Source organism: Pseudonocardia sp. Cha107L01, assembly GCF_052566575.1.
On sequence record NZ_CP199579.1, the window covers coordinates 1,650,360 to 1,674,461 of the forward strand.

The 24,102-nt window shown below is 70.9% G+C and carries 20 protein-coding genes and 1 tRNA gene; 5 read left to right on the forward strand and 16 right to left on the reverse strand.

Annotated features, from left to right (window positions below; genetic code table 11):
- Positions 1-97: 97 nt before the first annotated feature.
- Together purQ and purS are read right to left on the reverse strand one after the other, a co-directional pair.
- Positions 98-775 carry a phosphoribosylformylglycinamidine synthase subunit PurQ gene (gene purQ / locus ACTXG6_RS07750; protein WP_445187078.1) on the reverse strand — a complete coding sequence of 226 codons (678 nt, stop codon included), beginning with the start codon at positions 773-775 and terminating at the stop codon, positions 98-100.
- The gene (gene purS / locus ACTXG6_RS07755) at positions 772-1,023 is read right to left on the reverse strand and encodes a phosphoribosylformylglycinamidine synthase subunit PurS (protein WP_445187079.1); all 252 of its coding nucleotides are present in this window, start codon (positions 1,021-1,023) and stop codon (positions 772-774) included. Before purS ends, purQ begins: the two co-directional genes overlap by 4 nt.
- 60 nt (positions 1,024-1,083) lie before the next feature.
- Here purS and ACTXG6_RS07760 point away from each other — a divergent pair, with 60 nt between their 5' ends.
- The gene (locus tag ACTXG6_RS07760; protein WP_445187080.1) at positions 1,084-2,292 is read left to right on the forward strand and encodes an NAD-dependent epimerase/dehydratase family protein; all 1,209 of its coding nucleotides are present in this window, start codon (positions 1,084-1,086) and stop codon (positions 2,290-2,292) included.
- Positions 2,293-2,505: 213 nt separating this feature from the next.
- Here ACTXG6_RS07760 and ACTXG6_RS07765 read toward each other — a convergent pair whose 3' ends face one another.
- From ACTXG6_RS07765 to ACTXG6_RS07785, 5 genes are all read right to left on the reverse strand, one after another.
- The gene (locus tag ACTXG6_RS07765) at positions 2,506-3,438 is read right to left on the reverse strand and encodes a DUF2334 domain-containing protein (RefSeq protein ID WP_445187081.1); all 933 of its coding nucleotides are present in this window, start codon (positions 3,436-3,438) and stop codon (positions 2,506-2,508) included.
- Between the two features lie 135 nt (positions 3,439-3,573).
- On the reverse strand, positions 3,574-4,410 hold the full coding sequence (locus ACTXG6_RS07770; protein ID WP_445187082.1) for a phosphoribosylaminoimidazolesuccinocarboxamide synthase: 837 nt from the start codon (positions 4,408-4,410) through the stop codon (positions 3,574-3,576).
- Positions 4,411-4,430: 20 nt separating this feature from the next.
- Positions 4,431-5,843, reverse strand: coding sequence for an adenylosuccinate lyase (purB, locus tag ACTXG6_RS07775; RefSeq protein WP_445189945.1), 1,413 nt, complete (start codon positions 5,841-5,843; stop codon positions 4,431-4,433).
- A gap of 114 nt (positions 5,844-5,957) precedes the next feature.
- Positions 5,958-6,686, reverse strand: a complete 729-nt coding sequence (locus tag ACTXG6_RS07780; protein ID WP_445187083.1) for a hypothetical protein — start codon at positions 6,684-6,686, stop codon at positions 5,958-5,960.
- 111 nt (positions 6,687-6,797) lie between these two features.
- Positions 6,798-7,313: a SigE family RNA polymerase sigma factor gene (locus ACTXG6_RS07785; RefSeq protein ID WP_445187084.1), complete on the reverse strand. Its 516-nt coding sequence runs from the start codon at positions 7,311-7,313 to the stop codon at positions 6,798-6,800.
- A gap of 203 nt (positions 7,314-7,516) precedes the next feature.
- On the opposite strand from ACTXG6_RS07785, the gene ACTXG6_RS07790 reads away from it, so the two are divergent.
- Positions 7,517-8,548, forward strand: a complete 1,032-nt coding sequence (locus ACTXG6_RS07790) for a threonine aldolase family protein (protein ID WP_445189946.1) — start codon at positions 7,517-7,519, stop codon at positions 8,546-8,548.
- A 122-nt stretch (positions 8,549-8,670) separates the two neighbouring features.
- On the opposite strand, the gene ACTXG6_RS07795 is transcribed toward ACTXG6_RS07790, so the two are convergent.
- The 5 genes from ACTXG6_RS07795 to ACTXG6_RS07815 form a co-directional block, all read right to left on the reverse strand.
- Positions 8,671-9,462 (reverse strand): potassium channel family protein, encoded by a 792-nt coding sequence (locus ACTXG6_RS07795; RefSeq protein WP_445187085.1) that lies wholly within the window; start codon positions 9,460-9,462, stop codon positions 8,671-8,673.
- Between the two features lie 11 nt (positions 9,463-9,473).
- Positions 9,474-10,676 carry a pyridoxal phosphate-dependent aminotransferase gene (locus ACTXG6_RS07800; protein WP_445187086.1) on the reverse strand — a complete coding sequence of 401 codons (1,203 nt, stop codon included), beginning with the start codon at positions 10,674-10,676 and terminating at the stop codon, positions 9,474-9,476.
- 38 nt (positions 10,677-10,714) lie between these two features.
- Positions 10,715-11,464: a transglycosylase SLT domain-containing protein gene (locus ACTXG6_RS07805; RefSeq protein ID WP_445187087.1), complete on the reverse strand. Its 750-nt coding sequence runs from the start codon at positions 11,462-11,464 to the stop codon at positions 10,715-10,717.
- Positions 11,461-11,754 (reverse strand): hypothetical protein, encoded by a 294-nt coding sequence (locus tag ACTXG6_RS07810; RefSeq protein ID WP_445187088.1) that lies wholly within the window; start codon positions 11,752-11,754, stop codon positions 11,461-11,463. Before ACTXG6_RS07810 ends, ACTXG6_RS07805 begins: the two co-directional genes overlap by 4 nt.
- A gap of 62 nt (positions 11,755-11,816) precedes the next feature.
- Positions 11,817-12,431: a superoxide dismutase family protein gene (locus ACTXG6_RS07815; RefSeq protein ID WP_445187089.1), complete on the reverse strand. Its 615-nt coding sequence runs from the start codon at positions 12,429-12,431 to the stop codon at positions 11,817-11,819.
- A gap of 105 nt (positions 12,432-12,536) precedes the next feature.
- Between ACTXG6_RS07815 and ACTXG6_RS07820 the strand changes: the two genes are divergently transcribed.
- Positions 12,537-12,612 (forward strand) — tRNA-Lys (locus ACTXG6_RS07820).
- 112 nt (positions 12,613-12,724) lie between these two features.
- Entirely contained in the window at positions 12,725-12,919 is a 195-nt protein-coding gene (locus ACTXG6_RS07825; RefSeq protein WP_445187090.1) for a hypothetical protein, read from the forward strand.
- Between the two features lie 1,053 nt (positions 12,920-13,972).
- Here the strand turns inward: ACTXG6_RS07825 and ACTXG6_RS07830 are convergent.
- On the reverse strand, positions 13,973-15,202 hold the full coding sequence (locus tag ACTXG6_RS07830) for an IS110 family transposase (RefSeq protein ID WP_445185136.1): 1,230 nt from the start codon (positions 15,200-15,202) through the stop codon (positions 13,973-13,975).
- Between the two features lie 230 nt (positions 15,203-15,432).
- On the opposite strand from ACTXG6_RS07830, the gene ACTXG6_RS07835 reads away from it, so the two are divergent.
- Entirely contained in the window at positions 15,433-15,810 is a 378-nt protein-coding gene (locus tag ACTXG6_RS07835; protein WP_445187091.1) for a UPF0158 family protein, read from the forward strand.
- 313 nt (positions 15,811-16,123) lie between these two features.
- On the opposite strand, the gene ACTXG6_RS07840 is transcribed toward ACTXG6_RS07835, so the two are convergent.
- From ACTXG6_RS07840 to ACTXG6_RS07850, 3 genes are all read right to left on the reverse strand, one after another.
- On the reverse strand, positions 16,124-18,481 hold the full coding sequence (locus ACTXG6_RS07840; RefSeq protein ID WP_445187092.1) for a PAS domain S-box protein: 2,358 nt from the start codon (positions 18,479-18,481) through the stop codon (positions 16,124-16,126).
- Positions 18,482-18,508: 27 nt separating this feature from the next.
- Entirely contained in the window at positions 18,509-19,870 is a 1,362-nt protein-coding gene (locus tag ACTXG6_RS07845; RefSeq protein WP_445187093.1) for an ABC transporter substrate-binding protein, read from the reverse strand.
- Between the two features lie 1,929 nt (positions 19,871-21,799).
- Positions 21,800-23,296, reverse strand: coding sequence for an outer membrane protein assembly factor BamB family protein (locus ACTXG6_RS07850; RefSeq protein ID WP_445187094.1), 1,497 nt, complete (start codon positions 23,294-23,296; stop codon positions 21,800-21,802).
- Positions 23,297-24,102 lie beyond the last annotated feature (806 nt).

Sequence of the window (24,102 nt, forward strand, 5' to 3'; positions counted from 1 at the left end):
CCGAAGCGCGCCTGATGAGAGGCGGAGTCTATGAGAACGCCCGGGATTGATCGCTGTGCGGCCGGCCGGCCGGGGACGAATCCGGCGGTGGCCGGGTCTAGGACTCGACCAGTTGGGTCAGTACCGAGGTGAACAGGCCGAGACCGTCGGCGGACGGGCCGGTCGCCGGGTCGATCGCGTGCTCGGGGTGCGGCATCAGGCCGACCACCCGACCGTTGGCCGAACACACCCCGGCGATGTCGCGGCTCGATCCGTTGGGCGCGGCCGACTCGTAGCGGAACACCACCCGGCCGTCGCCCTCCAGCTCGTCCAGCGTGCGCTGATCGGCCACGAAGCGGCCCTCGCCGGACTTCAGCGGCACCAGGATGCGCTGGTCGGCGGCGTAGGTCGTGGTCCACGCGGTATCCGGGTTGGCCACCCGCAGCCACACATCCCGGCAGATGAAGCGCAGGCCGGCGTTGCGGGTCATCGCACCGGGCAGCAGGCCGGCCTCGCACAGGATCTGGAAGCCGTTGCAGATGCCCAGCACCGGCATCCCCCCGCCGGCCGCCTCGATCACCGGGCCCATCACCGGGGCGAACCGGGCGATCGCGCCGGCGCGCAGGTAGTCGCCGTAGGAGAACCCGCCGGGCACGATCACCGCGTCGACCCCGTGCAGCTCGGCGTCGGCGTGCCACAGCGGCACGGCCTCGGCGCCGGCCCTGCGGACCGCGCGCGCCGCGTCCGTGTCGTCCAGCGTGCCGGGGAAAGTGATCACCCCGACCTTGGCGGTCATGCCGTGCCGTTCTCGGGCACCCGGGTGACCGACCAGTCCTCGATCACCGGGTTGGCCAGCAGCGTGCCGGCGATCTGCTGCAGAGTCTCGTCGTCCACGGTGTCGTCGACATCCAGCTCGAAGTGCTTGCCCTGACGCACCTCACGCACGCCGCCGAAGCCGAGGCGGGGCAGCGCGCCGACCACCGCCTGCCCCTGCGGGTCCAGGATCTCTGCCTTGGGCATCACGTTCACCACCACACGGGCCATGCGCTCAGCCTAGAGCGAATCGACCTTTCCCGGTGTCGGGCGGGGCGTGAGAGTGGCCGCATGCGGATCCTGGTGCTCGGCGGCACGGTGTTCCTGTCCCATGCGGTGGCGGTCGAGGCGCTGGCCCGGGGGCATCGGGTGAGCTGTCTGGCGCGCGGGGTGTCCGGCTCGGTGCCGGCCGGGGCGCGACTGCTGGTGGCGGACCGCGACTCGCCGGGTGCGCTGGCCGCGGCGGTGGGCGGCGAGTCGTTCGATGCGGTGGTCGACGTGGCGACGATGTCGCTGCCCTGGGTCAGCGAGGCGCTGGCTGCGCTGGCCGGCGCGGTGGCGCACTGGACGTTCATCTCCTCGATCAACGTCTACGCCGACAAGGCCACCCCCGGGCAGGGGGTCGACGCGCCGCTGCTCTCCCCGTACGTCTCATCGGCCGGCGCGGCCACACCGGCCGTGGATCCCGATCTCTACGGTGCCGCCAAGGTGGCCAGCGAGAACGCGGTGTTGTCAGCTCTCGGGGAGCGGGCGTTCGTGGTCCGGGCCGGGCTGCTCGTCGGGCCGGGTGATCCGCACGACCGGTTCGGCTACTGGCCGGCGCGGTTCTCCCGGGGCGGCCGGGCGATCGTGCCGGACGCACTGGACCAGCCGTTGCAGTACCTCGACGTGCGGGACCTGGCGGCCTGGGTCGTGTCCGCCGCCGAACGCGGGCTAGGCGGCGTGTTCGACGGTGCCGGCCCGCGCCGCACGCTGGGCGAGGTGTTGCGGGGGATCGCCTCGGCGGTGGGTGGGTCGGTCGGGGAGGCGTCGGCGGATGTGCCGGGGGTGGGTGGGTTGCCGCCGGATGTGCCGGGAGTGGGTGGGCTGCCGCGGGAGGCGTCGGCGGTGGGTGGGTTGCCGGGGGAGGCGGAGCCGGACGCGCCGGAGCCGGACGCACCGGAGCCGGACGCACCGGAGCCGGGGGGACCGGCGGTGGGTGGCCCGGAGGGCGGTGCTCCGGCACTGGAGCTGGTGGCGGCGTCGCCTTCGGCGCTGCTCGACGCCGGCGTGACGCCGTGGGCCGGCCCGCGTTCCCTGCCACTGTGGCTGCCGCCGACGCACCACGGGTTCCTCAGCCGGGATACCTCGCCCGCCCTCGCCGCCGGCCTGACCGCGCGCCCGCTGGCTGCGTCGGCGAGCGACGCGTTGGCCTATGAGCGGTCGCTGGGCCTGGACCGGCCGCGCCGGGCCGGACTCAGCGCCGCCGACGAGGCCGACCTGCTGACCCGGCTCACGTGACCGATCCACCCCCTCATGATCAACTCAACCACAGCGGGCCCTCGAGCATGATCAGACCCTGCTGTGGTTGAACTGGGCGACGTCAGGGCCGTGCAGGTCGTGCGGCGTACAGGCCGTGCGGCGTGCCGGCAGCGTCGGGCCGTGCGCGGTGGTCGGTGGTCGGCGGGAAACGGCCCCACGCCGTGCGCGGTGGTCGGTGGTCAGCGGGCCCAGTCAGGCGGACAGCGGGGCGGGCCTCGGCACCGGCGACCGGTAGGTGGCTGGCCGGGCACCGGCGGCCAGCGCGGCGTCCACCGCGTCGAGCAGCGCCTGGCGCGCGGCCGGTCGGCTCAGCTCGGCGGCGTCCGCGGCGATCCGGACCAGTCCGCCTCGCCGGGCGAGCCGGGCCGCCGAGGCGACCAGCGAGCGGTGCCGCCAAGCTTCGGTGGCCTCCGGGGGCACCCCTGCACTGCCGAGCGCGGTGCCGGAACCCCGTCCGCCGCCGGTCCCGAGTACGCCGCCGGTCCCTCGACTTCCGCCGGTCTCGAGAGCGCCGCCGGTCCCGAGCACCCCACTGCCGAGCATCCCGCCACGCCCGCCGCCCCCGAGCACCCCACTGCCGAGCACCCCACTGCCGAGCACGCCGCTCGCGGTGAGCGCCCCGCCGGTGCTCAGTACCCGGCCGCGCAGCATCCGGTCCCGGGGGGCATGCCGGTCCAACAGGCGCACGCCGGAGCCGTCCGCGCACACCCGAAACCCTCGGCGGCGCAGTGCGACGATGGTGCCGGCGGAGGCCAGCCAGCGCGGCGGGGCGAACACGTCCGAATGCAGTCCGAGATCATCCATGGTCCGGGTGGCCGCGATCAGCCGCAGCGTGGCCTCGTGGCTGGGCAGCGCCGCGAACTCCGCGCGCCGGCCGAGTAGCGCCCGCCCGCCGGGCGTCACGGAGTGGTCGAACCCGTGCAACACCAACGCGTCGCCCGCTCCGATCCGGCCGCGCAGCCAGCCGATCACCGGGGCGTCCGGAAGGTGCCGGCCGTCCCGGGGTCGGGGCGGGAGCAGCCAGGACGCCGGCACCAGGCGCGAGTCCAGCTCGGTGGCGAATTCGACACAGGCGGGCAGGTTCCGCTCGGAAAGCCCGGACAGCGACACGATCAGTGATGTCACATGCTCCATTGCGCCGTACCGGCATGACGGCTGGCTGACCTGGGTGTGGCGCTGGCGTGACAGTGCTGTGAAGCCGCGAGTGCGGTGAGCCCGTGAGTGGCGAGTGGTCCCGCGGGACCACTCGCCACTCACGAGTCAGGAACCCCAGTGCTGGCCGGTGATCCGCTGGTAGAGCTCGATGTAGCGCGAGCGGGCCAGCTCGACGACCTCGGCCGGGACCGCCGGGCCGGGCGCGGTCTTGTCCCAGCCGGTGCCGGCCGCCCAGTCCCGCACGATCTGCTTGTCGAACGAGCGCTGCGGACGGCCGGGTTCCCAGTCGTCGGCCGGCCAGTACCGGGACGAGTCGGAGGTGAAGATCTCGTCGCCCAGCACCAGCGCGCCGGAGGCGTCGCGGCCGAACTCGAACTTGGTGTCCGCCATGAGGATCCCGTTGGCCGCCGCCAGCGTGGCTCCGCGCCGGTAGAGCTCGAGGGTGGCGTCCCGGAGTTGGGCGGCGGTGTCGGCGCCGAGCAGCGCGACCACGTCGTCGAAGGTGATCGCCTCGTCGTGCTGGCCCGCCGGCGCCTTGGAGCTCGGCGTGAAGATCGGTTCGGGCAGCTTCGAGCCGTCCACCAGCCCGGCCGGCAGTCGCACGCCGGACACCGCACCGGTGCGCTGATAGTCCTTCAGCCCGGACCCGGTGAGGTAGCCCCGCGCCACGCACTCCACCGGCAGCATCTCCAGCCGCCGGCAGCGAATCGCCCGACCGGCGACCTCGGCGGGCACGTCGTCGGCGGAGATCACGTGGTTGTCCACCACGTCGGCGGTCTTGCCGAACCACCACAGCGACAGCTGGGTGAGCAACGCACCCTTGTCCGGGATCGTCGTGGGCAGCACCACGTCGTACACCGAGACCCGGTCGGAGGCGACCAGCACGATGTCGCCCCGGTCGGAGTAGATCTCGCGCACCTTGCCCGAGTGCAGCAGTTCCATGTGCTCTGGCTCCCAGTGCCCTAGAGGATCGGCGCGGGCGTGTACGCGGCCGCGTCCGGGTTGGCCTTGACCAGCTCGTTCACCCGGGCGATCACGTCGTCCACCTGCGACGTCGCCGCGCCGGTGAAGCCCAGCGGGTCGCCGAGGGTGAGCGTGCCGTCCGGCAGGCCGAGCCTGGGGTCGGCGGTCAACCGGGCTAGCAGGTCGTTCTCCGGCTGGCCGGTCTCCCGCATGGCCAGCGCCACCGCGACGGCGTGCTCCTTGATCGCCTCGTGTGCCGTCTCCCGGCCGACCCCGGCGCGCACCGCCGCCATCAGCACCGAGGTGGTGGCCAGGAACGGCAGGTAGCGGTCCAGCTCGCGGGCGATCACCGCCGGGTAGGCACCGAACTCGTCCAGCACGGTCAGGAACGTCTCGATCAGCCCGTCGATGGCGAAGAAGGCGTCCGGCAGCGCAACCCGGCGGACCACCGAGCAGGACACGTCGCCCTCGTTCCACTGGTTGCCGGCCAGCTCGCCGACCATGCTGGCGTAACCGCGCAGCACCACAGCCAGTCCGTTGACCCGCTCGCAGGACCGGGTGTTCATCTTGTGCGGCATGGCGCTGGAGCCGACCTGGCCCGGCTGGAAGCCTTCGGTGACCAGCTCCTGGCCGGCCATCAGCCGGATGGTGGTGGCCAGGCTGGACGGGCCGGCGGCGAGCTGGACCAGCGCGGTGATCACGTCGTAGTCCAGCGAGCGCGGGTACACCTGGCCGACACTGGTCAGCACCTCGCTGAAGCCCAGGTGCGCGGCGACCCGGCGCTCCAGCTCGGCGAGCTTGGTCGCGTCGCCGCCGAGCAGGTCCAGCATGTCCTGGCCGGTGCCGACCGGGCCCTTGATGCCGCGCAGCGGGTAGCGCTCCGTCAGCTCGGTCAACCGCCGGTGCGCGACCAGTAGCTCGTCGGCCGCGCTGGCGAACCGTTTGCCCAGCGTGGTGGCCTGTGCGGCGACGTTGTGGCTGCGCCCGGTCAGCACCAGCTCGCGGTACTCCCCGGCGCGCCGGGCCAGCCTGGCCAGCACCGCGACGGTCCGGTCGGCGAGGTGTACCAGCGCGCCCCGGACCTGCGCCTGCTCGACGTTCTCCGTCAGGTCGCGGCTGGTCAGACCCTTGTGGATCTGCTCGTGGCCGGCGAGGGCGTTGAACTCCTCGATGCGTGCCTTCACGTCGTGCCTGGTCACCCGCTCGCGGGCGGCGATGGATGCCAGGTCGACCTGTTCGACGACCCGCTCGTAGTCGGCGAGTGCCTGATCGGGGACGGCCACGCCGAGCTCGTACTGCGCGCGGAGCACGGCGAGCCAGAGCCGGCGTTCCAGCACGATCTTGTGCTCGGGCGAGAAAAGGTGCGCCAGTTCGGCGCTCGCGTAACGGTTGGCCAGCACGTTCGGGATCACGTTCACCGAGCGTACGTGGTCCGTCCGGCGCCGTTGCCGGGTGTCCGCCGGTTGCGTGGCCCGAGGTCGGCCGGGGCTGTCCTGACGCTCCGGTGGTCGGCCCCGGTGTCCCGGTCAGTTCTTGGCGGCCAGCTTGTCCGCCAGGTCGTCGAGGTCGTCCTCGAACGGGGCGTCACCCCGGCTGGAGGACGTGGTCAGGCTCAGCGAGCCACCGTCATGGGTGGCCACGCTGCTGGTCGACTGCGACCCGCCGCCGGTCTGCACGTTCGACCCGCCGCCCAGCGAGCCCGGCGGCGACAGCAGGACCCGCAGCACGCCGTGCGCCCCGCCGTCGGTCACGTCGACCTCGACGCCCCGGGCGCCCTCCGGGCAGTACGCCTCGTCCGAAAGCGGCCGGGGGGTGGCGCCGCGGACCGCCGGGACGACCTCGCTGAGCTGCTCGAACAGTTGACGGTCCGGGACCGCGCAGCTGGACGAGCCGGCCCGCTTCTCGGCGGCGAACGGGGCAGCGGCGCGCGAGTCGGACTGCGCGCCGAACGGTTGCGGCGCCGACTCCGCGCCCGGGGCGCTCTCGGCGGCCTGTGGCGAGGTAACCGGCGACGGCTCGGCCAGCGTGCTCGACCCACTGGTCGAGGTGTTGAGCACCCCGATACCGACCGTCCCGGCCGCGGCCAGGCCGATCACGGCGACCGCGATCGCGCTGGTCTGCAGCCGGCGGCTGCGCTGCTGCGCCCGGCGCGACCCGGCCACCACGTCGGAGTGGTCGAACGTCGCGGGTGGTGCGTTGTGCGCCGCCGAGTCGGCGGCTTCGGAGAACATCTCGGTCAACCTGCGCTCATCCACGCCGTGCCACCTCCCGAGGCTGTGCCTGTGTCGTGCGCTGTGCCGTTGTTGATCTCATCGCTCGTGATGCTCGCACCGCGCTTCCCCCGCCCATGGCCGTTCGCACCGCGCTCACCCGGTCGGCCGTAGGTCGTCCAGCGCGCTGCCCAGAACCGTGCGCAGCGCGGCCAGCCCGTGCGCGGTCTGACTCTTCACGGTGCCCTCCCGACAGCCCATCGCCCGCGCGGTGGCCGCCACGTCCATACCCTCCAGGAACCGCAGCACGAGCACCGCACGCTGCCGGGGCGGTAGCTGGCGCAGTGCGTCAACCAGCGTGTGTCGGGTGGCCACCTGGTCGGTGGGGCCGTCCGCCGCGGTCGGCTCCGGCGGTTCCGGGACCGCGCGCTCCCGGCGCCAGGGCCGCCGGGTGTCGTCGATCATCGCCCGGACCAGGGTCCGCCGCAGGTAGGAGTCCACCGCGGCCGGCTCCCGGATGGTGTCCCACTTGCGGTGCAGCGCGACGAAGGCGGTCTGCGCCAGGTCGTCCGCGCGGTGCCAGTCACCGCACAGCAGGTAGGCATTGCGGCGCACGGCCTCTCGCCGGTTCCGGAAGTACTCCTCGAACGCCTGCTCGGCGGCCTCGTCCACCCCACACCCTCCCGTACCTCCAGGTGGACGTGCCGAGTGAGCCACCTGGTTGCACTGCAGTCACACAAATGAGTATCCGTAACTGTTTTGTTACCCCGCCGAGATCTCGCTCATAAGGGCTGCTTCAATATCTCAGCGTGCGGCCTTCCACTAACTCCGGGTCCCGGTCCAGCCGTCGGGGACGTTCCGTCAAGTCCGCACCGATCGATCTGCGGTCAGACACTGTCACTCAGCCGAGTCGGCAGATGCGGGCCGCAATGGCCACCGCCGAGGTCGGCGACGACGTGCTCGACGGCGACCCGACCATGCGTGAGCTGCAAGAACGGGTGGCCGGCCTGCTCGGTGCGCAGGCCGCGCTCTGGGTGCCCAGCGGTTCGATGGGCAACCTGATCGCGCTGATGGCCCACCTCAACCGGGGCGATGCGTTCCTTGCGCCGGCCGGCGCGCACGTGCTGGACGCCGAGCTGGGCACCGCGGCCTGGCTGGCCGGCGGCATGCCGCGCCCGCTGCCGCACGACGCCGGCCCGGGCAAGATCTCGCCCAGCGCCGTGCTGCGTGCAGCCGGCAAGGCCGGCCCGTACTACACGCTGCGCACCACGCTGTTGTGCCTGGAGAACACCCACATGGCCTCCGGCGGGGTGGTCAGTCAGGTCGACGAGCACGCCGCGCTGGCCGCCGCGGCCCGCCGTGCCGGGCTGAAGGTGCACCTGGACGGTGCCCGGCTGTGGCACGCGTCGGTCGCACTTGGATTGCCGCCGGCGGCGCTGACCGTCGGGGTGGACACCGTGCAGGTCTGTCTGAGCAAGGGGCTCGGCGCACCGGTCGGGTCGGTGGTGGCCGGATCGGTCGAGTTCGTCGAGGAGGCCCGGCGGCTGCGCAAGATGCTCGGCGGCGGGGTCCGCCAGGGCGGCGTGCTCGCCGCCGCCGGCCTGATCGCTCTCGACAACGTCCAGCGGCTCGCCGAAGATCACGACAAGGCGGCGCGCCTGGCCGCCGGTCTGGCCGACCGGGGCTGGCGGGTGAGTGAGCCGGCGACCAACATCGTGCTGCTCACCGCGGCTGACCTGCCCAGCATGCTTCAGCGGCTGGAGCAGTCCGGTGTGCTGGCCGGGCCGATGGGCAACCAGGTTCGGTTCGTGACGCATGCTGACGTGAGCGCCGACGACATCGATACCGTGCTGGACCGGGTCGGCCCGGTCGACACCGGCGTCGCCGCACCCCGCCGCCCCGCCTGACCCGCACGGCCGGGCCTGAGCCGGGCCGACCCGCGCCGAGCCGCGCTGCCGGGCCCGGCGGGCCTCGGCCCGCGTCGTCGGGCTGACCCGTGTCGGGACGCCGGGATCGGCCCGCGCCGGAGTCAGGCCCCCGCGCCGTCCGGGCTGACTTGGTCGGGCCGATCCGGCCTGGTCAGGCTCGACTCGAGCTCGCGTACCCGGGTCGAGAGCAGTCGCAGTTCGACGAGTACCTCGTCGAGGCGGGCGTTGACCTCGTCGCCGGACTCGTCGACCTCCTCCTCCAGGTCACGGATGCTGGCCACGAACCAGGTGGCGAACGAACCGGTGATTACGCCGAGCAGGGCGATGCCGCCGACCATCAGGGTCCCCGCCACAATCCGACCCTCGGTGGTGATCGGGTACAGGTCGCCGTAGCCGACCGTGGTGATCGTGCTGATCGTCCACCAGACGGCATCGCCGAACGTGGTGATGGTCGCGTGCGGCGCGTTCCGCTCGGCGTCCAGCACCGCGAGCGCGGCGATCGTGCCGACCAGCAGCGTCGTCGCGACGACATAGACCGCGGCCTTGCCGTGCAGCCCGCCGCGCAGCCGCTTGTTCAGCGCGCCGATCACGGTGAGCACCCGCAACGCGCGCAGCGGCCGCGCCATCGGGAGCACCAGGATCAGCACGTCGAGCAGGTGCGTCCGGAAGAACCGCCGGTGATTCCTGGCCAGCGAAAGGCGCACGATGAAGTCGGCCGCGAACAGCACCCAGATCCCGGTCAGCACCAGGTCGACCACCTCGTGCTGGCCGTCGCTGAGCCGGGTGTTCAGCACGTCGAAGGCGTAGAGCCCCAGAAAGATCACCGCGAGCCCGGTGAGCGGCCAGTCCAGCCGGCGCTCCCAGGCCAACAGGCGCGTTTCGCCGGCGGTCATGCCCGCGCAGGCTAGCCGATGAACAGCTCCAGGCGCCGCAGGGCTTCGACGACGTCCTCGGTGGCACCGGCGAAGGACAGCCGGATGAACCGGTGTCCCTGCTCGGTGTCGAAGTCTCGGCCCGGTGCGACGGCGATCCCGGTCTCGGCCAGCAGCGTCCGGCAGTAGGTCATCGAGTCGTCGGTCAGGTGGCCCACGTCCGCGTAGACGTAGAACGCGCCGTCCGCCGGGGCCAGCTTGTCGATGCCGATCCGAGCCAATCCGTCCAGCAGTAGCGACCGGTTCACCGCGTACCGGGTCACGTGCGACTCCACCTCGGCGAGGCTGGCCGGGTCGAACGCGGCCAGCGCGGCGTGCTGCGGCAGCGCGGGCGGGCAGACGGTGAAGTTGCCGGTCAACCGGTCGACCGCGCGTCGCAGCCTCGGCGGCACCAACAGCCAGCCCAGCCGCCAACCGGTCATCGAGAAGTACTTCGAGAACGAGTTGACCACGATCGCTTCGCGGGAGGTCTGCCAGGCGCAGGCCGTCTGTGGGGTGCCCGGGTAGGAGATGCCGTGGTAGATCTCGTCGCTGACCAACTGCACGCCGGTGCTCTCGCACCAGGCCGCGATCCGGGCCAGCTCGGTCGGTTCCAGCACGGTGCCGGTGGGGTTGGCCGGGCTGGCCAGGATCAGCCCGCGCAGCGGCTGTCGACGGTGGGCGTCCTCGAGCATCTCGACGGTCGGCTGGAACCGGCTGTCCGGGCCGCAGTCCAGCTCGACCACGTCGCAGCCCAGCGCACGCAGGATGTTGCGGTAGCAGGGGTAGCCAGGGCGGGCCAGCGCCACCCGGTCGCCGACGTCGAACGCGGCGAGGAAGCTGAGCAGGAAACCGCCCGACGAGCCGGTCGTGGCCACCACATCGTCGCGGTCCACCGGCACCCCGTAGCGCTGCTGGTAGAACGCGGCGATCGCGGTGCGCAGCTCCTGGATCCCCACTGCCACCGTGTAGCCCAGCACGTCGGAGGACAGTGCCTCGACGGCGGCCGCCCGGACCGGTGCCGGCGCGGGGGTGGACGGCTGGCCGGCGGAGAGGTTGACCAGGTCGCCGTGGGTGCGTTGGCGCTCGGTTGCCGCCACCCAGACGTCCATCACGTGGAACGGCTCGACCGAGGCGCGCTGTGCGACGGCCAGGCGGGAACCGGCCGAAGGTGGGCCGCTGACTGTGCTGCTCATCGCCGGCCAGCCTATGCCGTACGGCGTCGGTGGGCGCGTCAGTAGCCACGATAGGCCTGCCCCGCGGCGAGACTGAGTACGCCGGGCACCCGCGACATCGAGCCGTAGCGGTCCACCGCGTAGCGGACAGCGGCGACGATGTTGTCGACCGGGTTCAGGATCTCGCCGCGCCCCGGCAGGTGCCAGCGATCGAAGGTCGGGCCGATGGTCTGCATCAACCCCATGGACGGAGTGCCCCTGGCCGCGTTGAGGTCCCAGTTGTTGACGGCACCGGGGTCGCCGGCGGACTCGTGGCGGATGATCGTTTCGATTGCCTCCGGGTCGATCTGGTCGGGGCGGTAGCCGTGCTCGCGCAGGATGACCACCGCCTGCTGGATCCAGCTGTCCACGTTCTCGACGCGGCGCGGCGGCCGAGACGCGGGCTTGGGGACGTGAGCCAGCTCAGCGCGTGGCCCGGGCTCCGCGGCGCCGGCGGGCTCGCCGGGTATCGGAACCGCTGTGATCGCCCGCGAGCCCGCGTCGACACTGTCGAAGTCGGCCTGGAGCCGCAGCTGTGGCCAGCGCTCGGCGAGAGCACGGATCGAATCGGAGGTGTCGCGCAGCGCGCCGGAGGCCCGCCGGGTGGCCTGCTCGAACCCGTTGGCCCAGTCGTCGTAGGCCCGGGCCGCCGATCCCGACCAGGCCGGCCCCAGCCAGGCGAGCACAGCGGACGGCGCCCGGCCCGCACCGGCGAGCAGCGCGGCGGCCTCCGCCCAACGGTGCCCGGCGGCGTGCGGCAGCTCGCTCATCCGGTCCACCGGCAGATGCGCTCGGCCAACTCGGCGTCGACCGCGCGCACCGCATCGGCGCACGCCGCCACCGACTCGGCGGCCGACGCGAGCCGGGCGGCGGCGGCCGAGAGTGCCTGGTAGCAAGCCAGGTCGACCTGGGCGATCGCGCCGGCCAGCTCGGACTCCTCGGCGCGCAGCGGCGGCGGGGAACGGCCCGCCGCCGCGTCGAGCCAGCCGTTGACCTCGGCGGCCCGCCGGGCCAGCTCGGCGCCGACCTGCTCGATGTCGGTGAGGACGTAGCGCGTCACATATGTTGAGACGGCTCTCGGGGCGGTGTGGTTCCGTCGAGTTCAGGCGAATTCGGCTCGGGTCAGAAGCCCACGCTCACACAGCCCACCCGCGCGCCAGCGGTGCCGGCCTTGCCCGGTGCGGTCTGCGTCGGGTCGGCGTGGATGACGACCGATGCGGCCTTGGCGTTGGTGAACACCCACGGCACGGTGCTCGCGGTCGTGGCGTCGCCCTGTGCGTCGGTCTTGAAGTCCAGCCAGATCTCGTTGGCGGAGTTGGCGAAGGCCGGGTCGACGGACGGCTTGACCGGGTCGGGGGTGTGCTGGAAGTGCGGTCCGGCGGCCTCACCGGTGGGTCCGCACGGCATGGCGTGCGCGTGCGCGCCGTAGGCCCGGTTGGGCACCAGTCCGCGTACGTTCAGGGTGACGGTGGTCGCCCCGTCGAAAACGTTCTCCGCGACGAGGACCTTCGCCCCGTCCGGGACCAGCGTCTTGTTGTAGTTGGTGGCTGCGTCGTCGTGGGCGAACACAGCGGTGACGACGATCTGTTTCGCGTTGCTGGTGTCGGCGTCCGAAGACGGTGGGCTGGCCGGAGTTGCGGTTCCGGTGGGGGCGTCGGCGGGCTTGCTGCACGCTGTCGCGATGACAAGCAGGCTGGCAACCCCGGCAGCGATGAGATAGCGATGCAGTGAGCGCATGGGGCCATCTTCTGATCACTGAGCGGGTCTGGCGGTATCCACCCGGCAAACACACCGGATCGGGTAAGTAAGCTCGGAGGCCCCAGGTACCCTGGGCCAGCACACGGGCCTCTAGCTCAATCGGCAGAGCAGCGGACTTTTAATCCGCGGGTTCGGGGTTCGATCCCCCGGGGGCCCACCACGTCTGACCAGCAACGATGCAATCTGATTGGGATCTACAATCGATCAGTGGGTGACGGTTCCTCCGAGGTCGGAGAATGATGGATGTCGCTGACAGTGCACGCAAACACGGCGTGTCTGATGACGACATGCATCACGCGGTGGCCTTGGCCGTGCGGCAGGGCAGCGCGGACCGGGTGCTGGTTATCGGCCCGGACCGGGTAGGCGCCCTCCTCGAGATCGTGGTGCTCGATCCCGACACAGAGCCGGTGATCATCCACGCGATGCCGCTACGGGCGAAGTTCTACCGATTCCTGGAGAAGGGGTGATTCACATGCCACGCACACGAGCGCAGCTAGAGAAGGCAGCCGCTGAGGCAACGGACTGGCTGGACAACCTCGACCCCGACGACCCCAGCGTGACCGTGGAGGACACGGCTGCGCGCGGTCGGCCTGGCCCTGGCCGCCATAGCGGCCTCGGAGGCCAACCTGGCCGCTACGGTCGCCGCCGCGCGGGCGAACGGAAGGAGCTGGGCGCGTCCAAGCAGGCCGCTATGCGCCGCTTCGGCCAGACCAGTGACTCACGAAAGGTGGGTTGATCAGCGCTGGGCCGCACGACGAAGATCACGCGGTCGCCCGCTGACCAGCGCCGACGTGGAGTCCGCGATCACTCGGTTGGGAGCGCAGCGGGAGGCTCTCGACCCGTCGAGGGTGACTGGCGGACGTGGCGAGCGGGCCCGTCCGCGCGGACGTTGCTTCCCCGGGCCCCGCCCTCGCGAAGATGTGGCAATGGTCCGGCATGGTGAGGCGATGGACGACCAGGATTGGATGAGGGAGCTGCGGGGGGCCGCTTACCGCTGTGACGGGACCGCCGTGGTGGCGCTGGCCGGCGACCCCGCCCGGCCGGCGGGGGTGTGGCAACTGCTCGGGGAGGCCTTGGCGGCCGCGCTCGCGCAGCGGGTGGACGGCGCACCGCAGGCCGCGGCCCGCTGCGTGGTGGCGCTGCGGGAACGTGGATGGGTCGGTGATGTCGAGCTGGCCGACCAGCTCGACGCGCTCGCCGGTGTCAGGCCGACCCCAATGCTGCGCCCGCTGGCGGTGGACCTCGAGCAGCTGTCGGACATCCTCGAGGGTGACCCGATGACACCCTCTGTGTCAACCTCCGACTCGTCTGCGGTTGGCCGTGGTCGGGTTTGCGGTGGCCGCGTGTACGGCCCGGCCCCCCACGCGTCAAGGACGCTGCGCGCCCCTGCGGGGCCGGCTTCGCCGGTCCTGGACTCGCGGGCCCCTGCCGGGCCTGGGCAGGGTGAAGCCGCGGGCAGGGCGGTGCCCTGCCCGCGCTGGGGCGGCCACCGCGGTGTTCGGGTCGCGGTGGGTTCGTGGTTAGGCCGCCTGGGGTGGACCGGCGGCGTTGCCGTGTCGGGCGGGGTCGTAGGGCACGTCGTCGAGCCAGCAGCGGTAGATGACCCTGATCCAGGCGCGGGACAGTACTCGCACGGCGTGCGGGTGATCGTGACCGCGGGCTATGGCGTCGGCGTAGATCTTCGCCGCCCATGGGCTGCTGTGGCGGCTGTTATCGGCGAAGGTCGAGATCGCGGTGCGGAAGCGTTTGTTGCAGGCCCAGCGGAAGTGCACCGCGCGGTGTTTGCCGGACTGGGTGGTCACCGGGCACATCCCAGCGAGGGCTGCCACGGCCTCGGGGCCGTCGTAGGCTTGCCGGGAGTCGCCCCACTCGGCGAGCACCTGGGCGGCGTTGATCTGACCCGACCGTGGCAGCGACGTGAAGATCTTCTCGTCCGGGTGCTCCCCGAGGTGGGCGGTCACCGAGCGGTCCAGGTCCTTACGAGCGCTACCGAGTGCGCGCAGGACCCCGACCAGGGCAAGCACCGCGTCACCGATGGCCTCGACGAGGATGGGGTCGGTAGTGCCCGCCGGCGCGGCGCGCAGTCGGGCCAACAGCTGCGCGGGGTGGCGGCGCCCACAGTAGCCATGTTTGACGCAAAACCCGCGCAGGCGCTGTTCGCCCAGGTGCGCGGCGTGGGCGGCGGTGGGGTAGCGGGTCAGGAACGCCAACGCTATCGGCGATTCGACGTCGGCGAAGATCGCTTTGGCGCCAGGCCAGTGCGCATCCAGCAGCGCGGTGAGCTGGTTGGTCGCCGCGACCCTGGCCGCGACGATGTCACCTCGGGTGCGGACCACAGTGCGCAGCGCCAGGGTCTCGGCGCGGTAAGGGGTCACCGGGCGCAGTCGATGCGCGCGCAGCCGCAGGTACTCCGCGATCACGGCCGCATCGCCGGCGTCGGACTTGGCGCCGGACAGCACTTCCCCGTCTCGCCAGGTCTTGATCGCGTTCGGGCTGACCGGCACGACCGGGTGCCCGGCCTCGAGCAGGGCATCGACCAGTCGCCCGTCGGGGCGCTCGATCGCGACCGGCACCTCCATCCGGTCGGGGCGCAGCCGACCCAGCTGGCCCAGCAGCACGGCGAAGCCCTCGGCGGTGTGCGCGATAGTGAACTCGGCGGTGATCTTGTCGGCCGCGTCGAGGACACACACCGCGTGGGTCTCGGCGGCCCAGTCGATACCGACATAGAACGGGCATTCGGGCAGGAACATCAGCTCTCCTCACAGCGGCAGCGACGACCCGGCGAGGAAGCCGATCACCGGGCGGTCACTGACTGGCGCTCTACGGCGCGTCCCTCTGTTGCCGGTCCACGGCCCCGCAAGAACCGGGGGCGGCAGTGTCATCGCGGCCCTCAAAGGGCGACCACCACAGGCCGTCACCCCGGCTCTCGCCGGATCCCAACAACAAGCACCCTGCCGGTGCCCACAAGGAGGGTGGACCAGTGACCACCGGCGGTGCCCTCGACCTGCGCACCGGCGAGGTGTGGCCGCGCAGCACGATCGAGTACCTCGACGAGGGCGGCGACGACATCGACACACCGGACTTCGAGGACGACGAGCGGTTCCTCTGGGTGCACGGTGAGGGCTCCCGCGACGGCTACCAGGACATGATGCTGTTCCTTGACACCGTCGAGGATGAAGATCGGGCGGATCGGTTGGGTATCGCGCTGCAGGGAAGGGGCGCGTTTCGCCGCTTCAAGGATGTCTTGGCTCGGTGGCCGGGCGAGTTGGAGCGGTGGTACCAGTTATCCGGCGAACGGCGGCGGGGCCGCGCCCGCGCATGGTTGGCCGATGCCGGCTACCGGGTAGCAAGTCAATGATGGAGATCCGCTGGGCCTGTGGGACTCCACGTCGCGTGTGTGCGCCAGTCATGGCGCGAGCGTGGGAGGTAACGGCCCATCAGCCGGTCGTAGTTCTCGGCCGACACCACGAAGGCGGGGCACGTCGCGGGGATAGTCACGATCTCTCCTTGGTCTCAGGGGTGTTGTACGGCGGGTGACCGTCGGCGATGTGGACCTGGCTGAACGCCCACGCGAGCGCGGTGATCGCCAGGATCGCGCCCCCAGAACCCGCCACCCCGGGCAACGACCCGAGGTAAAGCCCGCTCGCACCTCCTCACCGACCGCACTGCTCTTAGGAGGCTGTGATCGGGAGCGTTGCGCGCAGCGCAGTTCCCTTCCCGCGCCCGCTTTCGATCTCGATCGTTCCCCCGAGCGCCTCTACCCGGTCTTTGAGCCCGACCAGGCCCGTGCCCCCGGTGAATTCGGCGCCGCCAGCACCATCATCGCGGACCGCGACGCGCAGCACACCGTTTCCGGGGACGCCTTCCGCAATGTCCACCTCGACGTGAACGACGGAGGCTTCGGCGTGTTTGGCCGCGTTGGTCAACGCCTCGGACACTAGGTAGTAGGCGGCGATCTCGGTCTGCTCGGGCAGCCGACGGTCGACGCCCACGTCCAGCTCGACCGGAACCGCAGAGCGGCTGGCCACCGCCTCGAGCGCCGGGACCAGCCCGCCGTTGGCGAGGATCCCCGGATGGATGCCACGGGCGAGCTCGCGCAGCTCATCCACCGCGCTGGTCGCCTCCTCAGCCAGGTCGTCCAGCAGCGCGGCCATCTCACCGGCCTCAAGCGGGACCCCCACTCGCGCCGCGCGGATCTTGAGGGCGAGGCAGACCAGCCGCTGCTGGGCGCCATCGTGCAGATCGCGCTCGATCCGCTGGCGAGCGGCGTCGGCGGCGGCCACGATTCGCGCTCGGGAGGCGGTCAGCTGGGCCTGGGACTCGGCGTTGGCCACTGCGGTGCCGACCAGCTCGGTGAACCCGGCTAGCCGCCCCTCGGCGTCCGCCGCCAGCAACTCGTCGCGGGTCAACCCCACGATCATGACGCCCCACAGTCGGCCTTCAACGCTGATCGGTACGCCTGCCGACGAGCGCAGTCCGCGGTCGCGGGCGGCAGCACCGACAGCACCCGAAACGTCGGCGTAGTCGATCCGCGCCGAGCGGCCCGTCCGCCACACCATCGTCGTCACGTTCCGCCCACCAAGTGGCAACCGGCTGCCGATAAGGCTCGGCCCCGTCGCAGCTGGGCTGCTCCACATGCCGACGATCGTGGTCATGTCCTGTGGGTCGTACCGGATCAGGCCCGCGACGTCGACCGCCAGCAGCCGGCCGACCTCCGTGGCGACCGCGGCGAACACCTCCTCCGGCCCGGCTCCGCTAGCGACCAGCGTGGCCACCCGCCGCAGCGCTGCCTGCTCGCCCGCGAGGCGTTTGAGCTCGATCTCAGCGCGCCGGCGCTCAGTCACGTCGCGCGCCACCGCGTACATGACGCTCTCCGCGACGACCGGCGTCACCGTCCATTCGAGCACTCGGTACGAGCCGTCCTTGCGGACGTAGCGGTTCTCGAACGACAGCGTTGTCTTGCCCTGAGCGATCGCGGCCGACTCCGCTGCTGTCCGTTCACGGTCGTCCGGGTGCACGAAGTCGAGGTACGGTCGGTCGAGCAACTCGTCCTGCGGGTAGCCAAGGATCCGCTCCGCGCCCGGGTTCACTCGCGTGAAGTGCCTGTCGAAGTTGGCCACCGCGATCAGGTTGGGCGAGAGATTGAAGATGCGGTCGAGCTCGTTCTGCGCCCTGGCTCGCCGCGCCGCGTTCATCCCGAGCGCCGCCGCGAGGCCCGCGAGAACGAGGCCGCAGGCGAGGATGATCCAAGGCAAGGCCGCCGCGGCACCGTGGACCGAGCCCCTTGGCAGAAAGACGTCGAATCGCTGCCCTGCCTCGGTGAACGACGTGCGGACGGTCTGCCCGCCGACAGGTCTCCCGGTGCCAGCGCCGCCGACCGCCAGCCACAACCCCGGCGTGTCCGCCGCCGCAGTCAACGTCAGCTCCGGCACGAAGACCACAACGTACCCCGGGCGCAGGGTCTCGCCGACAAGATTCGGCGCCGGAGCGACCAGGAAAAGGCCCTTCATCCCGTCGAGGCCTGCCACCGGCGTCGCGGCTACGCGACCGAGGTGTGTCGCGCGATCGAGTGCCGTAGCCATATCCGGCTCGCCGCTCAGATCGACGCCGGGCAGGGCCAGGGGAGGGAAGCCAGATACCAGCGTGGCCGCCAGATAGGAGGAGCGCGAGCTGGCGGGTACGACGCTGTCTCGCTCGTCCGGTGTCACGACGGGCTGGCCGATTCGTCCCTCGTAAGCCGCACGCTCTGAGTCGGGAACCGGCTCGACCCATGCAGCGGCCGGGAAGTCCGCCGGGCTGAGCCACCTCGACGCATTCCTTGCGAACTGGTCGCTTGTGACACCGGTACCGCCGGCGTCCAACATGAACCGGCGGAGGCTTTCGGTGAGCGACGCCGCCTGCGCGATCCGGCCATGGATCTGCGCCACGGCGACCTCGGCGCGGCGCTCAGAGTCGCGCTGCACGTCTCGCTCGGCGAGCAAGCGCGCGACGATGAAGCCCGCAATGGCTACGACCAGAACCAGCGCCACTGGTGCAATCTGTCGCGGCCGCATGAGTTACCGAACCGCCTGGGAAGCGGTCTCCTGGCAGTTTTCGAGCCCCGAATCGACCGACGACCTGCCTGCGATCGCGGCCGAGAACTGCTCGGTGCACTGGTCGCCCACGTCCTGGAACTGAGGGATGCCGACATACTGGACGCCAGGGTAGCCGGGCCGCTCGGTCGTCCCGGGGTTGTCGACTGGCGCAGCTTCGATTGCGTCGACCGTCGGCTGGGCGAATGCGCGGGCGGCATTCTGGTAGTCGGGAATCTCGTATGTGGACCGGCGCGTGCCCGGTGGGATGGCCGCCCACCCGCCAGCAATCTGGTTCCCCGCCTCTCTGATGTACTGAGGTCCGGTCGCCCACGCGATGTAACTCCATGCCAAGTCTGGGTTCTTCGACGATGTCGGCATGGCCAGCGCCCACGACCACAGCCATCCCGCCGCTTTCGTCCGTTCGACCGGGGCGGCGGCGTAGCCGTTCTTGCCCTTGACGTCGCTGTTGGCCGCCTCGAGCAGGCCAGCAGCGACCGTCGCGTCGTACCACATCGCGACCTTGCCGCTTAGGTACTGCGCGAGGCACTGGTTGTAGCTCGCGGTGTCGGCTTGGGTCTCACCCGCCTCCCTGACGAGGTCGACGTAGAACTGGAGCGCTTCCCGGAACTCAGGCTGATCGACCATCGCCTTGTCCACCGAACCGTCCGGCTTGGCGGACCACCACGTGCCACCGAACGTGTTCAGCACGGTTGTAAACGAAGCGCCGAGGTCGCCCCAACCCGGTTTGCCGCGCAGGCATATGCCGGCCCTGGCGGGCGTGTTGATCCTCCGGGCGATCTGCGCGACCTGTGTCCACGTGGGGTGCGCAGGCATCTCGATTCCGGCGTCGTGCAAGACGTCCTTGCGGTACATCAGGAACGACGACTCTCCATAGAACGGCGAGGCGTAGAGCTTGCCGTCGATAGACAGTGCCTTCCGTACCGACGGGATGACGTCGTCGAGGTCATAGGCCTTGTCGGAGGAGGCCCTGGGCGTGAGGTCGGTGATGTAGCCGTCCTTGCCGAACTGCGGCGCCTCGTACGGGCCGATCATCACGACGTCGAACTCGGGGCCCCGGCCCGACACACCGCTCGTGATGACCTCACGCAATGTGCCCTCGTCGAGGATCGTGTAGTTCACGTTGATATGGCTCTGCGCCGTGAAGAGCGACGGCGTGAGACGCGCAAGATCCTGCACTTGAGGGTTGCCGACGATCGCGACGTTGATCGAGCCGCTGGAGTTTGACTGCGCACCGTTGTCGCCACCGCCCCTGCAGCCGGCCAGGACCGACCCGCCGATCGCGAACAGAATTGCGATCAGCCAAAGGCGCACCGCGTCTCTCACCGAGGTTCCTGCTCTTCGACGCTGCTGCCCTGCTGACCGGTCCCGTGCGCGAACGCCGGCGCCATGGGCTGCCTCCCGGAGACTTGTCCATTTGCAGGTGAAGTTCTTCATTGTCTAGGACGGAGTCGTTGGTGCGTTAGAACGTTCGGGTGGGGCAGCAGCGGGCGCTAGCCCTGACCTTTCATGGTTGAGGGCGGAGTCGTGCGCAGGCGCCGGGCATCGGTCGTTGCCGCGGATTTTGGCGTGTGCGGGCAACAGGACGGCCCGGCTGTCGGGTCGGGGGCCGGGGGTTCCACGGGCCCCGGGGTCCTTTTCTTAGGTCGCAGGTCGGGTTCACGCTGGTCAGGGCGCTTGGGGCAGCGTCGTGATCCGCTGCCAGGCGTGTTCGATCTGGGTGGCCCAGGGCCAGGTACGAGGAACTTTGAGCCGTCGTCGATGGCCGCCGCGAACGAGGCGGGCAGCGGCGTGCAGGTCTGGTAGCGCAGCGTTTGGGCTCGGCCTTTGCCGACTGGCCGTCAAGGGCGAGGAGCGTGAGCCAGGCGAGCAAGACGGCGCCGGTCATGGCCGCGGTCAGCCAGGCGGTGTTGATCGTGAAGTCGTGGGACGGGAATCGGCCCAGGCCGGTGCCCTTCCCGGTCCCGAGGCAGTCCTCCACCCTGGCGTGTACCCGGTGCGCGGCGTCGATGTACCGCGGGGTGATATCAGCTTTAGCTCGAATGCTTATGAGCCAGTGCTAGATTTCGCCGCTGCATACTGAGCGATCGGTACAAGAGAAGACTTTGGCGTCGCTCTGTCGCGCGTGGGTTCATTCTATATATCGCTGGGGACACTTACGACGGCTGGCACCGCGAGTTTGGTCGCAATTAGTCAGCTGGCGAGCGCCTTGGGTGGGCTGATGTTGTCCGTCGCCCGACACACCGTCCCTGTCCAGGAGGCATCCGATCTTTTAGGCGCGCCCGCCAGCGCGAGATCAGCGGTGGATTCGGGCTAAGAGCAGCCATCCCCGCTGAGAGCCCCAGCTATGGCAGAGGAGCCGGCTGAGCACTGCGGCAGGTTGTTGTACCCGAACGAAGGTTGCACTGGTGTGTACTCATCTTGAGTGGTTTGCGATTTAGTTCCACCCTGCTGATAGCAGTAATAGCTGCCCTGCAGGGAACCTCCGTTACAGGAGTCGTCGTCCGCCAGTACTTGATCGAATCCGGCGAGCCGGACATCGGATACCCGTACAGCGTTCGTGTTCGTAGCCGAGGCGAGCGAGGGTGCCGCGGGAGGGGCGCTTGTGTTTGGGCCGGCGGCGGTAACGATCCCGGCCGCGATACCAAACGCGGCAATGGCGGCACGGACTGTCGCGGTCATGCTGTCTCCGGTTCAGCTAGGTGAACTCCTCCCACCTCCATGGAGGGAGTGGTGCTAGCGCCACCGTCCCAGCAACTCCTTACTATTTCGGTAGGGTTATCCCGCCAATGACCCCTACCTTTTCGTAGGGATTGCCCCATCGACTGACGTCGTGAGGCCGGGGCGACGACGCGGTGCCAAACGCCATGTCCGCGGCTGCGCCGGGACCTCGGCGTCCGCCCGCAGGCGCGCCCCGATGCTGCGAGCCTTGCTGCTCGACCGCGCGGCGCATGTCGACCCGCCGCCGTGCGCGACGAGCTCGACCGAACGTCGAGCCGGGCTATTTAAGCCCCGATCCGCCGCTGAGACTCGCTGGTCATCATCACGAGGCGGGGCGTCCGGTTGCCGTTCGCCTGCGGACAGCGTGACCACCACGACCACAGGGCAGAGAGCGGTACATTTTGGGCGAGGCGTGTTGGTCGGCGTATCGCAGCACGGTCTGGGCGTAGGCGTGGCCGACTCGGCGCCGGATGGTTTCTTCGGAACACGACATCGCCGGGGGCCAACCCAACCCGGGTAGGCCCTCCTGCGGGCTCACGGTGCGAGGCGTACCGCGGTGATGCCGTGATTGGTCGGCAGGAACAACGCATTACCGCTCGAGGCGGGCGTGGCGAAGCGGCTGGCGTCGCCGACCGACAGGGTCACCAGCCGGGCCCCCGTCGCGGCGTCGAGTCCGATCAGGGCGCCGTCCTGCTGGAGGGACCACACGGTGCTCCCGACGATGAGCGGTGAGCCGCTCACCGTGGACGGCGCCTGCCACCCCTTGCGCAACCCGCCATCGGTGGCGACCCGCAACTGCAGCAGCCCCGACGTACAGGGCAGGTAGGCGACCGTGCCCCCGCCCTGCACCGGTGCGCTCGCGCCGCCCCCGTATGCCTGGCAACCGTCGACCGTCCCCTTCTGCCCGCCGACCCCACCGAGGGCGCCGAGGTCCACCAGGAACACCCCGCCGCCCTTTCCGGCGGCGAGCGCTGAGTGCGTACCGGGCAGCAGCACCGCGCCCATGGATCCCAGGTCGGCGTCGACCGAGTTCTCCTCGGCCCAGCTGGCCGGAGCGAATCCATCGACGAGAGCCAGCGTTGGTGACAGGCGCAGCACCGAGTCGCTGTGGTCCCAGTTCCCGGAGGTCGCCTCGCCGTTCCCGGTGGTGAGAATCAGGTCGCCGTTGGGCAGCGCGGCCGGACCGGAGGCCGCCCAGATGCCGCCTTCGCGCGAGGTCGGGACGACGAAGGAGGTGACTGGGGCGCTACCCGTGGTCGGTAGGCCCACGATGCTGCCGCGGTACTGGCCGCAGTCGCCGTAGTTGCCGCCGTAGGGAACGTAGACGGTGCCGCGAGAGACCAGCAGGGCGCCGCGCTGCAGGTGGGTGGCGGGGTCGACTCCGGCCACGTCGGCGTCGCGGCGGCTGCGGACCGCCCCGCCGGACGGATCGATGCCGTAGAGCTCGTGGCGCCCGCCGGGCTCGACCGTGACGACGAAGACCTGGTGGCTGATCGGGTCGTAGGCGGGCGACCCGGTAATGCTGATCGGGTTGATATTGCCGCAGGGTAGGGCGGAGCCAGGCAGCGGATCGGCCAGGTGGGTGCGCCAGCGCAGCGCACCGGTCACGGCGTCGAGGCCGTAAACGGACCCGCCCTCGGTCGCGGCCACTACTTCGCCGGCGATCACCACCGGGCTGCCGTAGACGGCGCCGTCGAGCGGAGCCTGCCACGCCACCGCCGGCGCCACCGGATCCGGGCCGGCAGCGACGTAGCCGGTACGGGTGGCGTCGCCGTGATAGGTGGTCCAGTCCGCGCCCGGCCGCACACCTCCGGTCGCCGCCGGCGTTGTCGGCGCCGTACCGGCGATCGGCGGCAGCACCAGCCCGGCTCCGGAGACCGGGACCGCCGGCGCGGGATAGGGCGCGACCGTGACCGGCACCGGCACCGGCACCGGCACCGGCACCGGCACCGACGGCTGCGAGGCGCACCCCACCAACACCGCAACAGTCGCAGTCAGCGCGGCCGCCACCAGTCCCGTCGTGCGCCACACTGATCGCCACCGCATCCCCATGACGAGGATCGTCGTCCACTCCCCGCCCGCATGCCACGCGACCGCTCGCTCGACTTTGCCGTTCTGTTGAGCGCGGAGATAGTGACCGGGGGCGGGCGGAGTTAATGTCCCCCATTGCATTTCGTGGCCGCCGCCCGCCGACCCGACCCACCTATACCCCCATGGGGTCACGGTGACCAGGGCCTGCACATCTTCGTGCGCGGGGCGGGCCGCGACGACGAGCGCGTGCGGTTCGCGGTCGAGTACCCCGACGGCACCACACTGATGAATCTCGCCAACGCGCCCGCGGAACCCACCGGTGCCGCCGTGTTCGTCAGCTTCGAGGGCCGGGGGACGTCCGACCACAAAGGATCGCGGCTGGTCTACCGCCAGCCGGTATGGCTCAGCCCCCTACCCCCCCGTGGGGAAACTACGGGTGATCGCACAGTGGCCCGCCTACGGCATCACCGACGCCGCGCTCGAACTGGACTGCGCCGAGCTGGCCCAGTCCGCCCGTGACGCCCACCTCTTCTGGTGACTTTGTGCCACCGCTGAGGCTTGAACCGCTTGCCCTGCCACGGCGCCCGGCACACGGTCGTGACGGGCAGGGTTCTTGTCCGGGTGCCAGGTCTTGGGCACGGTCGGGAACCGGTCGCCACTGACATGCTCGGATCGAACTGCCTCATCGCGCCTCACGTGGCCGCCAGCGTGGCCCCGGGTCGACGGCCCGGCGATAACCGATCCCGCGCATTGGCCACGCTGTACGGGACCGTACCCACCCCGATCACCGCCCTCGGACAGGCCTC